Consider the following 14,023-nt stretch of genomic DNA (forward strand, 5'->3'; position numbering starts at 1 on the left):
ACCTACTGATGTAATTGTTATTTACTTACAGGATTGAACTGTGTGGTATAAGCCGCTTTCCAATTAGTTTTAGTATTGAGCAAACCTGCATTTACCATAAAATCACGCGTTGCTTTCCAACGCGCGTCTGTCATCACGCCAATCCCTCGAGTTTTGGCATCTCCGCCATCAATCAATTTTCGTTTTTTCATTTGATCAACTGCAAAAGCCAATAAATCATCATTCATATTGGGATTTTCTTTTTTTATCATCGCATTGCCTAAACGAGGATCGGCTAGGTAGTTTTTCCAACCTTCCATAGAAGCCTGTACGAAACGTTTTAAAACATCGGGTTTTGCTTGAATGACATCATGTCGAGTCACAAGAATTCCACCATAGGCTGGGTATCCAGCATCAGCGAATAAGAAAAAATTACTCGAAGGTTCAGCTTTTTTTGCTTGAAACACCTCTGAGGTTGCATAGGCTTGTTGAGCTACATTTTTACTTGCTAAAAATGGTTGCATGTTGAAAGTATAAGGACGAGCCTGAGCCGCATTTAAATTATATTTTTCTCTCAACCATGGCCACCAACTTGCTTGTCCGCTGGTAGATACAAGAATTGTTTTTCCTTTCAAATCTGCCAAAGATTTCACATCGCTGTGAGTCAAAATACCTTGTGGATCAAATTGAAATGGTGCAGCAATTGCCTTGATCGGAAAATTACTTTCTATACCTTTTAATACTTGGAGATCATAATTAATAATAATATCTGCACGTTTAGAAAGTAATAACGTCATATTATTGACTTGTGGGCCACCGATTTTAATATCGACATCTAGCCCATATTTTTTATAGATTCCTTGTGCTAAAGCTTGATAATAACCACCTTGCTCTGCTTGTGCATACCATGTGGTTTGTAAAACTAATTTGTCGGCAGCTTGAGTAAATGAACTGAATAGTAATGCGCTCGCAATGACAGCTAATCGCCCTTTGCCTACATAGTGCTGAATTTTCATAAGTAAGACCCCTAAATATGTTTGAACTCATTTCACTGTTCTTTTAGGGGAATAAAAATCGAATGTAAAAAGGCACACAGATTCTCTCAAAGCCCTGAAATGACTTTGTCCCCAGAAGAGGAACAGCTAACGCTGTAGAGCAATGTCCCATGTGTAATACACACTAACCGCTTATACTCAGTTATGATTTAGCAAACACCATGCCAGCATTTATTTAATCGATATATTTCATAAAGATAGGCTAATATTTTTTATTTTAATTTCACATCATCCATCTATTTTTTATTAACATTACTTTTAATTTTGAATAATTTTAGATAGACAAATAAAATGCACCATTTTTAAACCATAACATGCACAAAAAAGGATCAAATATTAAACTATAATTTTAGACATTCAAATATTCTATATTGGTCAATATTATTTCTCATATTTTATATACATCAAGGTCATAAATTAATCTCTTTTTAGATTGGTATAAAAAATGCTTATATTGATTTGTCGGAGTAGAAGCGTTCAGCATATATCTAAACAATATATGTGGGTCATTGCTCAGAAATAAGCTCATATTCTATTTATTTAGGATGTGTTGCTCTTTTTTGAAAAAATGACCCAGTCGCCTTTCATTCAATTTGATTGGGTCATGGTTTATTCAACAATTGAGGTGAAATATGAATAGCGCGAACATGACCAATTTAGCTGAAAATAATTACAGTTTAGAAGAGCTGCAAAAAGAAGCACGTATGGGGGCTTTAGGTCAAGAAACTTTTGACAGAGAAGTTCGTATCATTGATCTGTCAAACTTTGAACACCGCAAATATGAAATTGCAGAGCAACTCTGGTCTGCAGCAACTGATATTGGTTTTTTTCAAGTTTCAAATCACGGGATTAATTTAGAACAAATTCAGAATGCTTTTGAAATGACAAAAAAGTTTTTTGAGCTACCTACACATATCAAATCCCAATACCATTTGAATCGAAATGCTGGTTGGGAAAGCAAAGCTCAAATTCGCCCATCGACAAGCACGCCAGATCAAAAGGAATCTTATCAAATCACTCGTCCACGAATGATGGGGTTGTATCCCAGCGAACAAGAATTACCAGCATTTAAGACCACAATGCTTGAGTTTGAAAAAGCATGCTGGCAAGTGGGTATGAAAATATTATCTTGCTTTGCTTACAAGCTTGGATTCGCAGATAATTTCTTTACGCTTGCACATGATCCTGATCAAGAAACCTATCAAAGTACACTGCGGATGTTGCACTACTATGCAATTGATCCTGCGATCAAAGATCAACTAGGGTTATGGCGTGCTGGTGCACACACCGATTTTGACTGCTTAACCTTACTATTTCAGCGTAAAGGTCAAGGTGGTCTACAAGTTTGTCCTGGTAAAGACATGGAGCAACAACAATGGACAAGTATCGAACCACGTGATGACGTAATCACTTGTAATATTGGTGATATGTTGATGCGCTGGAGTGATGATCAACTTCCATCGAATTTTCATCGCGTTAAAAATCCTGAAGCTGATGAATATCAAGGCGCACGTTATAGTTTGGCATTTTTCTGTCAAGCCAATGAAGATGTCTTGATCGAAAGTCCACAGAAAAAATATCCATCAATTACGGCAAAGGAATATCTAAAACAAAGAATTAGTGCAAATTTTAAAGGGAAATATTAAGTAACTTTGCGGTCAGAGACTTGAAATCTCTGACTGTTTCTGTTCAATAACCCACTTCGGTTCAACCAGATGATGTACATCACAATTTTGTCCACCACCAATCCGATCCACCACTAAAAAATCACTTTCAGCTTCCAATGTAATCAACGGATGATGCCAAACTCCTTGGTGATATGTAATACCCTGCTTACCATTACTTAAAAAGGCATAGATTTTTTGTTCATCTGGTTGTAAGTGATCCAAAGGTAAAGCCACAATAATGATAAATTGTTGCTGTTGTAATGGAATGAATGATTGTGAACCATAAGGATGACGTTCAAGCATATCTATTTTAAACGGAATCTGTGTTGCACATAAATTATGAAAAATACTCATCCCCACAGTAACATGATCACCAGTAATTTGAGCAACTGATAATGCATGATAGCGCTGCGTTAGACCTTGGTTAATCGAAAAAAAATCATGATTTTCTTTTTCAATCACATCACCAAAAGCGGAAAAACTCTCTTGAGTTAAAGGCTGAATTTGGATGTTTTTCTTCATAGATTGATTTTCACTTTAATACCTTGAATTTAATTTAAAAATTATCTAATTATTAAAAAATAATTAGCAGAGTCATTCTGAGTTATCATCAAATCTCAGGATAAACCTGCGGTTCGCCCTACTTTTCTTTCGGGAAAAGTAGGCAAAACCATTTGTTAGACTGACATTACGTCCATGTAATGCAGTCCAACGGGCGGCATCCATGCCGCCTCCACGATAGTAAATAAATACCTAAATTTCATATCTAATTAATAATTTCCCCCCACAAGCGAATCCGACTAATTCCACCATCTGGGATCATATTGACACGAATATGGTTCACTTTTTGATGCTGCAAAATTTCGGCAATATATGCATGAATCGCATCCATTGATAACGGTTGCTGCTCTAACACAAAAGGCCAAAACATACTCTGAGGAATCAACTGTGCATCTGTTGCATCCTCAACATAAGCAGCTTGTATCGAACAAAAAGCAGGAAAATTACCCTTAAAATGTGCTGTATCAACTTCTATTTTTTCTACGTGCCCCGCTTGACCTAAGGCAATAACGCACCAGTCAAAACCAGGTTCACGACGACGCTTGGTTTCCCAACCATCTCCCATATTGATGCCACGATCTGGACTGAGTAAATTATTCGGATGCCCATAGTGCGCATCACTAAATGCAACAATACGTCCTCCATTTTTCAAACTAATCAGATCAATCTGTTGGGTTGAATCTATATTTTCCAGTACAACATTGCCATAAACACGTAAACGAGCAACACCGCCATCAGGGAAAATATTAAGTCGAATATGGGTGATTTTATGTACTTCACAACTAAAAAAATGATGATGATCTGGAGACAAAACCGAGTTTTCTAACAATGGAATCCAAGTGGTATTTTCCAGTTGATCATCAGGTGCATAACACCCTTCAATCGATGCAGAAGCAGGATAATTACCCGTGAAAAAAGAAGTATCGAGGTCAAAACCTGAAACTTTTCCAGTTACACCCAAACGCACAATACACCAATCGTACCCTGCTTCACGCTTACGACGTGTTTCCCATCCATCCATCCATTTCCCATGATCATCAAACTTACCTTCGATGAATTTTGCAGGTTCTGGCTGTAACATTCTTTCTGCACTTGCAAAAAACTCATCAGAACATGACACAATTCTTGCGCCAATTCGCGCATCAGCTAAATTGGTTAAACCCTGTAAGTTATCTGGCAAAGTCACTACTTTGGCAATATGCACCGTCATTGATCAATCCTACAAAACATTTTCATATGGTTCATTCTATGCAAAATCCAGTCCAACTGGTCTGACCTGTTGTAAATAATTATCTATTTTTAGCTTTGAAGCAATTTAAATTTATGAATTTTGTGTAGAATCAAATTGTTCATTTTTATTTTTCGGAAACGATGTTTATGAGTCCACAAGCAATGCTCAATGGAAAATCATCTCAGGTGACTGAGCAAGCTGTGGAAATCATTCATCAACGCATTCAGGAAGGTACTTATGCAATTGGCTCTACATTACCCTCCCAACGTGATCTTGCCACGCAATTAGGAATTAGCCGCGCTTCTCTGCGTGAAGCTTTGACCCGCCTTGCCGCTTTAGGTCTATTAGAAATCAAGGCTGGTAAAGGGGTGTATGTCATCTCACAACACAGTAAAGCAGCAGAACAATGGGAAGGTGAACATCGCATTTCTTTAAAAGATTTTTATCAATTACGCTACGTACTTGAAGGGTTTTGCGCCCTGCTGGCATGTGAATACCTAACTGAACAAGATAAATTGATTTTAAAACAACACTATGAAGCGCTCTCAAATGCAATTTTGCAACAAAATTGGCAAGCTGCTTCTGAATTTGATTATGCATTTCATCAACATATCATTGATTTAAGTCATAATCAGTCGATCATTCAAACACTTAAAATGCATAATGAATGGATTAAGAAAAGTCAGATTCTTCCTTTTGTTCAACCAAATTTAGCATTTAAAACCATAAAAGAACATGATGCGATTTTACAGGCACTCTTTAAACAAGATGCTTTAGCGGCTGAAAAGGCAATGCAGGCACATATTATTGGCGCTGCTCAACGTGCTGGTGTTTATTTTTCTCGTCATGAGTCTTGATAAAATACCCATGCACCACTTTAACTCAAACTTTGAACCACATCGAAACACCCATCCTATTTCCGCTTCTTCATAGCGCAAAATAACTGGTATGACCTGTTAAACCACTAAATAAAATTGGCACAATTCTCGCTTAAGACTCATTAGAAATTTTATCATTTTGAATACTAGGGTCTGAACAATGAATATTGCGATTGTAGGTGCAGGTATGGGCGGTTTAACTGCTGGTATCGCTTTAAAAAAATTTGGACATCAGGTCACGATTTATGAACAAGCAGCAGAAATTTTACCGGTAGGCGCAGCAATATCACTATGGTCGAACGGCGTAAAATGTCTAAATTACCTTGGTTTGACTGATCAAATTCAAGCTTTAGGCGGAGAAATGGAGTCTCTTTCCTATATCGATGGTCTCACTTGTCAAACCATGACTCAATTTAGTTTAACTCCTTTATACAAAGAAGTTGGACAACGTGCCTACCCTGTTGCACGTGCAGATTTACAACGCCTGCTCATGGAAACATTTGGCTTAGAAAATATTAAACTAGGCATGAGAATGACCGAGATTGAAAATCAGTCTGAATATGTCAGCATTCGTTTTGCCGATGGTTCCGAGATTCAAGCTGATCTATTAATTGGTGCGGATGGAACCCACTCCATCACACGTAAGTTTGTACTCGGCCATCAAGTTGAACGGCGTTATGCTGGTTATGTCAATTGGAATGGACTGGTTCAAATCGATGAAAAAATTGCACCGGCGCAACAATGGACAACCTATGTCGGTGAAGGAAAACGTGTCTCCCTTATGCCTGTAGCACAAAATCGTTTCTATTTCTTTTTTGATGTGCCTATAGAAGCAGGTCTACCCAATCAACGTGATCAATATAAAACTGAGCTGAAAAAATATTTCAAAGATTGGTGTTCACCTGTGCATCAACTGATTGATTGTTTGGATGAACAAAAAACCAATCGCGTTGAAATCCATGATATTGAACCTTTTATGAGTTTTTATAAAGGTCGTGTCGTTTTACTTGGCGATGCAGCACACAGTACAACCCCAGACATTGGGCAAGGTGGTTGCCAAGCAATGGAAGATGCTATTTACTTGGCACGTGCTTTGCAAATAAATACTTTTGGGCTAAGTGATGCACTAGAACGATACCAGAACAAACGTAATGACCGAACCAAAGAAATGGTATTACGTGCTCGTAAGCGTTGTGATGTAACGCATATGAAAGATCAAAAAGTGACTGAAGAGTGGTATCAATCACTCTATACAGAACAAGGTTCACACATCATGCAAGGAATTATTAGCAATATTGTAGGAAATCCTTTAGATTAATAACATACAGTTTTAACTCCCCCCTTCAATGGGGGCTTTTTTTATTTGAATAATTTAATCAAGTAATTTTTATAAAATAGCTTATGAGAATCTTTAGCTATTGATCATTACCAACTTAGTAACTGGCTTTTTTTCACGATATTCACTACAATAAAAATACGCCATTGACGTACCGACGACATGCTATTTATTGAAACCAGTATTTTTACCAAACAAATCAAAGAGCTTGTCTCTGATGATGAATATAGAGAACTCCAACAAGAACTTTTAGTTCAGCCAGATAAGGGAGATCTCATTAAAAATGGTGGTGGAATTCGTAAAGTACGTTGTGCCCAAGGCAGTAAAGGAAAAAGTGGTGGCATTCGAGTAATTTATTACTGGATCACTGAAGATGATCAGATATTTATGCTATTGGCTTACCCTAAATCTGTTAAAGAAAACCTAACTGATAAAGAGACCGCTATCCTATGTCAACTTGTAAAGGAGCAATTTCATGGATAATAACTTATTTGATGACCTCGTTGCTTCGATCAAAGAAGCAGGAGCTATTAAACGTAATGAAGTTAAAGCAAGTCGAGTGACCGAGCTGACTCTTCCTGATATTAAAGAAGTTCGTGAGAAAACAGGCTTGAGCCAAACAGAATTTGCTGCACGTTTGCATATTAGCCCTCGTACACTTCAGAACTGGGAACAAGGCAGACGCTATCCAACAGGGCCAGCAGCAACCCTGATTCGTATTCTAGATGCACATCCGAGCCTGATTTAAATTGTTACTAGCCCAAACCCGATCTGACAGTTATCCATTTTTTCATGTGCCTATCAGGTCAAATTTGGGCTAGTACACCTTATACGAAGTTAAGCTATCGAAAACCAAAACTTTCTAATTCAGCAGGATTGAAGGTTTCATCAAACATATGGTGATCCCGCTTGGCTGTTTTAAGTACGGAAAGCATATTAAAAAAACAGGTTTCACAAAGCTGAAATAGGCAATTGGAATAAAGCAGACTTTAAAACTTATAGCTCAATGTAAATCGATTTTGTAAAAAGTCTTTTTCATAACGTGGTGAAGTTTGGATACCAAAGAAGTTACTCACACTAAATCCTTTTAAAGCGCCTGTAAAATTATAAATTCCAAAAACCATATACTCAGACTGATTACGACTCGCAACATGATCGGCCTCTTTCAAATCCATAAAAGAATATCGAGCACCCGCAATCACTTGATCTGTGAGCTTTCCTTCCAAGGACGTCATAAAAGCATTCCCTGCACCTAGATCCTGAGTACTGGTAAAAAATGGTTGTGCGAAAATTTCACCTGAAGAAGTTTTAGTAGCGTATGGCGTCAATAAAGCACCATTTAGATAACTTTCGCTATCTGGTTTGATATAGTTATAGGCCACTTTCAAACTTGCTTTTGGCAAAACTTTAAACGCTGCCTGAACACCAAAGATTTGGCTATCAACCTCTCCAGCCAAAGCTTTCCCTTGATCTCTACCCGCAATATATTGCATAGAAAACTCTGGCGAATAATTCAATTTTGGCAAAGACAAATCTGCTTGGGTATAAATCAAACGCGTGTAATCATCATAGTCTTGATACCAAAATTGGGCTTTAAGCTTCTTATCTTCGGCGATATCAAAACTCTTACCAGCACCAACTGACCACACACCATCTGATTGAGTATTAGGATTTTGACGTGTGGTTTTGGTAAATTCATCATCAGCATAACTTTTAAATTTATTGACTTTGGTTAGGCGTATAAAGTCTGTGTTATTTCCCACTTGGAGATCCGCAGCTTGGTACAAAGCCATTAAAATACGCCGATCTGCATAATCCCCCATAAATGGTAAATTAAGACGCTGATTACCGATCGTCACCCGTGCGAAATCATTTTTCCAAGTCACATAGGCTTCTGCTAAACCATCACGATCTTCTTTTAACTCAGATACTTCATCATTTTTATTTTTTTCATCTAAACGACGTTGCAGATCATAACCAATGGCTGCTTGTACGCCGTAAAATGGCGCTGTTTCATATCTAATATAACCACCAATGGAAACTGTATCTTGATTGAGATTATTGACAAAATAACCATTATTCAAAGAATAATAAGCTGTTTTAACTGTGCCATGTATCGCTCCACAACCCAGCATTTCTTGTACGGATTTAACTGAATTATCTTGCACTTTGCAGTCTTGCCCTAAATTAAACAGCCCATTCAAGCTCGTATCCGCAGCCCAAACTTGGCCCATGCTCCCCATTGCGATAAGCAGAGTTACAGATTTCAAAGTAAAATTTTTCATAATATTCCCCTAATGATTCATTTAAAAATCAACTCAATTCATTTTTAAGTCGTCAAAGCCCCCAACCTTTGCATTTACAAAGCAAAAGCTCCCCTAGACCTATTCAAAAATGAATAAGTAATTTTTAATGGTTGATGTTTAAAACGTGTGATGGATTTAGAAAATCAAGCCACCTCAATACGGTTATGAGTGGCCAGAATTAACAGGTAATGTGGTTGTTTCCACAGATTTCTTGGTGAACGGTAAATGATTAAATAAAATATTGAGCAAAATGGCAGTAATACACGCTGAACTAATTCCAGAATGTAATAGCGTACTTACCCATTTGGGGAATTGAGCATAAAATTCATGGTTTGCAATTGGAATCATACCGATTGCCAATGAGGTTGCCACAATAATCAGATTTTTATGATCGTTATAATCTACTTTTGCCAATGTACGGATGCCACTTGCAGCCACTGTACCAAACAACACAATACCTGCTCCACCTAATACTGGCATTGGAATAGCAGCCACTAAACGCCCAACGATTGGTAATAGTCCAAGTACCACAAGAATCCCACCAGCGGTTGCCACCACAAAACGGCTTTTAATCCCTGTAATTGCAACTAACCCCACATTTTGTGCAAATGCGGTTTGCATAAACGAACCAAAAATTGGGGCAACTGCACTAGATAACATATCAGCGCGTAGACCGTCTCCAATTCGTTTAGAATCAACTTTGCTTCCAACAATTTCACCAATTGCAATAATGTCTGCTGTAGTTTCAGTCATAATGACTAAGGTTACGATCACCATAGAAAGAATGGCAGTAAATTCAAATACTGGCATGCCGAAATGGAAGATGTGAGGAAAAGCGAACACTGAACCGCTAGCAACTTTGGAAAAATCTGCAAAACCAGCCAATGAAGCGATAATCGTACCTAATACAATCGCCATTAAAATCGCCAGACGACGCATTAACTGACTTTTTAACATACTGAAAATAATGACAATCGCTAAAGTCATCGCAGCTAAACCAATATTTGCTGGATCGCCCCAATTTTCGGCTTTTGGATTACCACCCATCATCCAACGAATCGCAACGGGCAGTAAAGAAATACCAATCATCGTAATTACACAGCCAGTCACCACTGGAGGGAAAAAACGAATAATTTTTGAAAAGAATGGTGCCAGTAATAAACCAATCAATGATGCAACAATGACTGCGCCAAATGCTGAAGCTAATCCTCCACCTGTGGTGACAATTGCCAAAATTGTTGCAACACCAGCAAAAGAGACTCCTTGAACAATCGGCAGTTTTGCACCGAAATGCTTAAAGCCCAAGGTTTGTAACATTGTTGCAATGCCTCCAACAAACAGCGCAGCAGCAACCAACAAACCTATTTCCGAGGCTTCTAAACCTGCGGCAGCGCCAATAATGATGGGTGGCGCAATAATTCCACCATACATCGTCAGCACATGTTGCAGTCCATAAATGATGTTTTTATTCATTCCTAAATATTGATGTTCCGCTGAAACGGTTGCACGAGGTTCACTGTGCATTTTATCGTTGTGCATGGTGGCCTTTCCTCAATAAAAATTTATACTTTCTACATCGCGAGTCATTAACTACCGCGATAGGTGGAATAAGAAAATGGGCTGATCAATAAAGGCACGTGATAATGTTGTTGAATTTCGCTTACCTTAAAATCGATACATACTCTCGGATAAAAGCTTTCAACCTCCATAGATTGAAAGTAATCGGCAATGTAGAAAATTAGCTGATAATTGCCTGGTGTAAATGAATCAATAGCGAATGCTTTAATACGACCATCCGCATCGGTTAGTTGTTTATCTACCGACACATCACCTTGGGAAGTTTGCTTAAATAATTCAACGAAAACCCCCGCAGCAGGTTTACCCAATGAAGCATTTAGGATGTGTGTACTTATACCCGCCATTATTGAATCTCCTGCTTTAAACGAATTAACGCGATTTCACTGAGTTGTTGTTTGACTTCGAACTGCTCCAACTCAACTGAGTTTTCTAAACGTCGATTAAGTTCTGCGAGCATTTCAGTTCCTGAACGCCCTGCAGCACGAATTAAAAAAATATGACCAAATTTGTGTTCATAAGCTAAATTGCCCTGATACAGTGCTTGTTGAATCTCTTGATCTGCACCAAGCTGAGCCTGTTCTTTTTGTGAAAACTGCTGCTCTCTTTCCGATAAAGTCATGGCAGCTTTTTTTTCACCAATTCGTGGATGTTGTGCAAGCGCTTCTGATATTTCTGACCATTGCCATGTTTGAGCCTGTAAAGCAGCCGTTTGATATAACTCATCAACTGAACCAAAAGGCCGTTGCTGAATAATGCTCTGAATCCATGATTGAATATGAACGCATGGTTTTAATGCTTCAAATGCTTGCTCATTATTTAATGAATTGAATTGTTCCAAATCCATGTTTGCTCCAACTTGCACCAATGTCAGACTGGTCAGACCAGATCTATTTATATTAAGCAATGAATGTGCCAATTTAAGAATATAATGTTTGAATCGTAAAATAAAAAAAGCTGCAACAGTTAACCTATTGCAGCTTTTTAAAGATTGAATTGAACTTAATCTAGGCTATATGCAATCACATAATCACCATGATCAGGAGATTGTCGTGCACCGCCTGCTGTGATCATCACATACTGTTTACCATTTTTAGGTGAAACATAACTAATCGGCGTACCTTGGCTACCGACTGGTAAACGAGATTTCCATAACTCTTTCCCTGTTGATGAATCAAGCGCTCTTAAATAGTAGTCTTGAGTCGCAGCAAAGAATACTAAACCACCTTGGGTTGCCATTGGCCCTCCAATCGTTGGCATTCCAATTGGTGCTTTAAGCCCCATTTTGATGCCCATAGGTCCTGTATCTTCGACTGTTCCCATTGGTACTTGCCAAGCAATTTGACGTGTCCGCATATCAATCGCGGTCATTGTACCGTACGGTGGTTTTTGGCATGGGATATTGAATTTAGACCAAAAACGATCTTTATTTACTTTATAAGGTGTCCCTTTCATTGGAACGGCGCCCATTCCAGTATTGACTTTCTCTCCACCACTTGCTTCAAGTGCCAAATCTTCAGGTGTTTGTTTAATCAACTGAATCCATAAACCCAGACGCATATCATTCACAAACATATATTGATGACTTGGATCAAACGCGATACTTCCCCAATTCATCCCACCTAAAGAACCTGGGAAGCTGAGTGAAATATCTGTTCCTGGTGCGGTAAATAAACCTTCGTAACGCATAGATTTAAAGCTAATACGGCACATCAATTGATCAAATGGCGTTGCACCCCACATATCTGACTCAGTCAAAGTTTGATTGCCGATTTGTGGCATCTCCACTGAGCGCGGTTGCGTTGCACTATATTGTTCATCAGGAATATTGGCGGGTTTAACAGGTTGCTCAATCACTTTTGTTAAAGGTTTTCCTGTTAATCGATCAAGAACAAAGAACTGACCTGATTTTGTTCCAATCACCACCGCAGGCTGATTGGTTCCGTCCTTCATAGGGAAGTCCACAAGACTCGGTTGCATCGGTAAATCAAAATCCCATAAATCATTATGTACGGTTTGATAAACCCATTTTTCTTTACCCGTGGTTGCATCTAAAGCCAATACAGATGAGTTGTATTTATGATCGAGTGGTTGACGATTCCCGCCCCAGACATCAACAGATGAGCTACCCATTGGCAAAAATACGGTATTCATCTCAGGGTCATAAGATAATGCAGCCCATGCGTTAGCAGAACTACGCTTATATACTTCGCCTTCTTTGAGCATATAATTTGGATCAGGATTACGTGGATCAAATACCCAACGCAATTCACCTGTAATGACATCGTATGCACGGATTACCCCACCCGGCATGTCTGCTGCAAAGTTATCAGCAATACGACTACCTATAACTAAGACTGATCCTGCCACTGTTGGAGCTGAAGTGACTTGGAAACGCGGTGCTTTGGTGCCCTCACCTAGACCTTTGTGCAAATCAACCGTTCCATTCACACCAAAATCTTTACAACGCTCTCCCGTATCCGCATTGACAGCGATTAAACGCCCATCTGGTGTATTGGTATAAACTCGACGTAAACATGCGGTATTATTTGCAACTGCTTTTACTGGTGTGGCCCCAGCTAGAGTCGGCTGTTGTAATGGCTGGGTTGTATCAAAATAAGCAACTCCACGACAACGCTCCCAAGCATCGGCTTTGGAGTTAACCTCCGCCTTCCAGATTTGTTTACCAGAATCTGCTTCTAAAGCAAAAATATTGTTATGTGGTGTACATAAAAAAACTTTATTTCCAACTTGCAAAGGCGTCATTTGATCCTCAGCGCCATTGCCTGAACCCGTTGTAAAGTCACCTGTACGAAAGCGCCACGCTTCTTTTAACTGATGTACATTGTCACGGGTAATTTGATCTAAAGCTGCAAAACGGCTACCACCTGCATCTTGACCATAATTTTGCCAATTGGTTTGCTTCATATCCGTTTCAACAGGTACCAATGGTAATTGCTGTCCAGATGCAGTAACCGTTGGATGCGGCTGAAACATTTGATAAAAACCAACCATCATTCCAAATACAGTTAATATGCCCAAGCTATAAGCAGGTAAATCTATGCTAGATTGGAATTGGTAACGGCGAATCGATGGCAAGGTAAACATCAATGCAGCAAAAATACCTGCTGGGAACATTAGACGCGAAAATAATGGCCAAAACTCCCAACCTGCATCAATTAATGACCAAATAATCGTGCCGATAAAAACAAGACTAAATAACCAAACACCGAGAGCTTTCTTCTTAAAAATAAAAATCGCAGATGCTAGGGTGAATAAACCTGCAATCATGAAATACCATGAACCGCCTAGAGCAATCAGCTTTCCACCACCAATGGTGAAAAATAGCCCAGTAAGCAATAAGGCGAGACCTAAAATAAAACACCATATCTTTAATATGGTATGGCTATTGGTAGACTCTGACATGGGTCATAC

Annotated in this window: 13 protein-coding genes; 5 read left to right on the top strand and 8 right to left on the bottom strand. The window is 38.8% G+C overall.

Translation table 11 applies throughout. The features are described from left to right. Positions 1–17 precede the first annotated feature (17 nt). Entirely contained in the window at positions 18–995 is a 978-nt protein-coding gene (locus HMPREF0023_RS05155) for an ABC transporter substrate-binding protein (protein ID WP_008941362.1), read from the bottom strand. Positions 996–1,666: 671 nt separating this feature from the next. Between HMPREF0023_RS05155 and HMPREF0023_RS05160 the strand changes: the two genes are divergently transcribed. Continuing rightward, positions 1,667–2,680 (top strand): isopenicillin N synthase family dioxygenase, encoded by a 1,014-nt coding sequence (locus HMPREF0023_RS05160; protein WP_008941363.1) that lies wholly within the window; start codon positions 1,667–1,669, stop codon positions 2,678–2,680. Between the two features lie 12 nt (positions 2,681–2,692). On the opposite strand, the gene HMPREF0023_RS05165 is transcribed toward HMPREF0023_RS05160, so the two are convergent. Together HMPREF0023_RS05165 and alc are read right to left on the bottom strand one after the other, a co-directional pair. Then, positions 2,693–3,223 carry an ureidoglycolate lyase gene (locus tag HMPREF0023_RS05165; protein WP_008941364.1) on the bottom strand — a complete coding sequence of 177 codons (531 nt, stop codon included), beginning with the start codon at positions 3,221–3,223 and terminating at the stop codon, positions 2,693–2,695. A gap of 244 nt (positions 3,224–3,467) precedes the next feature. Then, positions 3,468–4,472: an allantoicase gene (gene alc, locus HMPREF0023_RS05170; RefSeq protein ID WP_008941365.1), complete on the bottom strand. Its 1,005-nt coding sequence runs from the start codon at positions 4,470–4,472 to the stop codon at positions 3,468–3,470. A gap of 167 nt (positions 4,473–4,639) precedes the next feature. On the opposite strand from alc, the gene HMPREF0023_RS05175 reads away from it, so the two are divergent. The 4 genes from HMPREF0023_RS05175 (at position 4,640) to nadS (ending at position 7,455) form a co-directional block, all read left to right on the top strand. Next, positions 4,640–5,350, top strand: a complete 711-nt coding sequence (locus HMPREF0023_RS05175; RefSeq protein ID WP_017396344.1) for a FadR/GntR family transcriptional regulator — start codon at positions 4,640–4,642, stop codon at positions 5,348–5,350. A gap of 181 nt (positions 5,351–5,531) precedes the next feature. Next, complete coding sequence (hpxO, locus tag HMPREF0023_RS05180; RefSeq protein WP_008941367.1) at positions 5,532–6,689, top strand: FAD-dependent urate hydroxylase HpxO; 1,158 nt, start codon at positions 5,532–5,534, stop codon at positions 6,687–6,689. A 180-nt stretch (positions 6,690–6,869) separates the two neighbouring features. Then, a complete protein-coding gene (locus tag HMPREF0023_RS05185; RefSeq protein WP_008941368.1) occupies positions 6,870–7,190 on the top strand; it encodes a type II toxin-antitoxin system RelE/ParE family toxin in 321 nt (106 codons plus the stop codon). Continuing rightward, positions 7,183–7,455: a NadS family protein gene (nadS, locus tag HMPREF0023_RS05190; protein WP_005082538.1), complete on the top strand. Its 273-nt coding sequence runs from the start codon at positions 7,183–7,185 to the stop codon at positions 7,453–7,455. The genes HMPREF0023_RS05185 and nadS overlap by 8 nt, the downstream gene beginning before the upstream one ends. A gap of 241 nt (positions 7,456–7,696) precedes the next feature. Here the strand turns inward: nadS and HMPREF0023_RS05195 are convergent, their stop codons facing one another. The 5 genes from HMPREF0023_RS05195 to HMPREF0023_RS05215 form a co-directional block, all read right to left on the bottom strand. Beyond that, positions 7,697–8,992 (bottom strand): OprD family outer membrane porin, encoded by a 1,296-nt coding sequence (locus HMPREF0023_RS05195; protein ID WP_008941369.1) that lies wholly within the window; start codon positions 8,990–8,992, stop codon positions 7,697–7,699. Between the two features lie 183 nt (positions 8,993–9,175). Next, complete coding sequence (locus tag HMPREF0023_RS05200; RefSeq protein ID WP_008941370.1) at positions 9,176–10,552, bottom strand: nucleobase:cation symporter-2 family protein; 1,377 nt, start codon at positions 10,550–10,552, stop codon at positions 9,176–9,178. Between the two features lie 47 nt (positions 10,553–10,599). Then, entirely contained in the window at positions 10,600–10,935 is a 336-nt protein-coding gene (gene uraH / locus HMPREF0023_RS05205) for a hydroxyisourate hydrolase (RefSeq protein WP_008941371.1), read from the bottom strand. Then, the gene (gene uraD / locus HMPREF0023_RS05210; protein WP_017396345.1) at positions 10,935–11,435 is read right to left on the bottom strand and encodes a 2-oxo-4-hydroxy-4-carboxy-5-ureidoimidazoline decarboxylase; all 501 of its coding nucleotides are present in this window, start codon (positions 11,433–11,435) and stop codon (positions 10,935–10,937) included. Before uraD ends, uraH begins: the two co-directional genes overlap by 1 nt. Before the next feature lie 155 nt (positions 11,436–11,590). Then, a complete protein-coding gene (locus tag HMPREF0023_RS05215; protein ID WP_008941373.1) occupies positions 11,591–14,014 on the bottom strand; it encodes a glucose/quinate/shikimate family membrane-bound PQQ-dependent dehydrogenase in 2,424 nt (807 codons plus the stop codon). Between the last annotated feature and the right edge of the window lie 9 nt (positions 14,015–14,023).

It is taken from the genome of Acinetobacter sp. ATCC 27244, from assembly GCF_000156555.1.
Classification (GTDB): domain Bacteria; phylum Pseudomonadota; class Gammaproteobacteria; order Pseudomonadales; family Moraxellaceae; genus Acinetobacter; species Acinetobacter haemolyticus.

Excerpts from the sequence above, each read along its gene's own strand:
- HMPREF0023_RS05175 (WP_017396344.1), top strand. The coding sequence starts at position 4,640 with ATGAGTCCACAAGCAATGCTCAATGGAAAATCATCTCAGGTGACTGAG.
- uraD (WP_017396345.1), bottom strand. The coding sequence starts at position 11,435 with ATGGATTTGGAACAATTCAATTCATTAAATAATGAGCAAGCATTTGAA.
- HMPREF0023_RS05200 (WP_008941370.1), bottom strand. The coding sequence starts at position 10,552 with ATGCACAACGATAAAATGCACAGTGAACCTCGTGCAACCGTTTCAGCG.
- HMPREF0023_RS05165 (WP_008941364.1), bottom strand. The coding sequence starts at position 3,223 with ATGAAGAAAAACATCCAAATTCAGCCTTTAACTCAAGAGAGTTTTTCC.
- HMPREF0023_RS05160 (WP_008941363.1), top strand. The coding sequence starts at position 1,667 with ATGAATAGCGCGAACATGACCAATTTAGCTGAAAATAATTACAGTTTA.
- hpxO (WP_008941367.1), top strand. The coding sequence starts at position 5,532 with ATGAATATTGCGATTGTAGGTGCAGGTATGGGCGGTTTAACTGCTGGT.
- HMPREF0023_RS05185 (WP_008941368.1), top strand. The coding sequence starts at position 6,870 with ATGCTATTTATTGAAACCAGTATTTTTACCAAACAAATCAAAGAGCTT.
- HMPREF0023_RS05195 (WP_008941369.1), bottom strand. The coding sequence starts at position 8,992 with ATGAAAAATTTTACTTTGAAATCTGTAACTCTGCTTATCGCAATGGGG.
- uraH (WP_008941371.1), bottom strand. The coding sequence starts at position 10,935 with ATGGCGGGTATAAGTACACACATCCTAAATGCTTCATTGGGTAAACCT.
- nadS (WP_005082538.1), top strand. The coding sequence starts at position 7,183 with ATGGATAATAACTTATTTGATGACCTCGTTGCTTCGATCAAAGAAGCA.
- HMPREF0023_RS05155 (WP_008941362.1), bottom strand. The coding sequence starts at position 995 with ATGAAAATTCAGCACTATGTAGGCAAAGGGCGATTAGCTGTCATTGCG.
- alc (WP_008941365.1), bottom strand. The coding sequence starts at position 4,472 with ATGACGGTGCATATTGCCAAAGTAGTGACTTTGCCAGATAACTTACAG.
- HMPREF0023_RS05215 (WP_008941373.1), bottom strand. The coding sequence starts at position 14,014 with ATGTCAGAGTCTACCAATAGCCATACCATATTAAAGATATGGTGTTTT.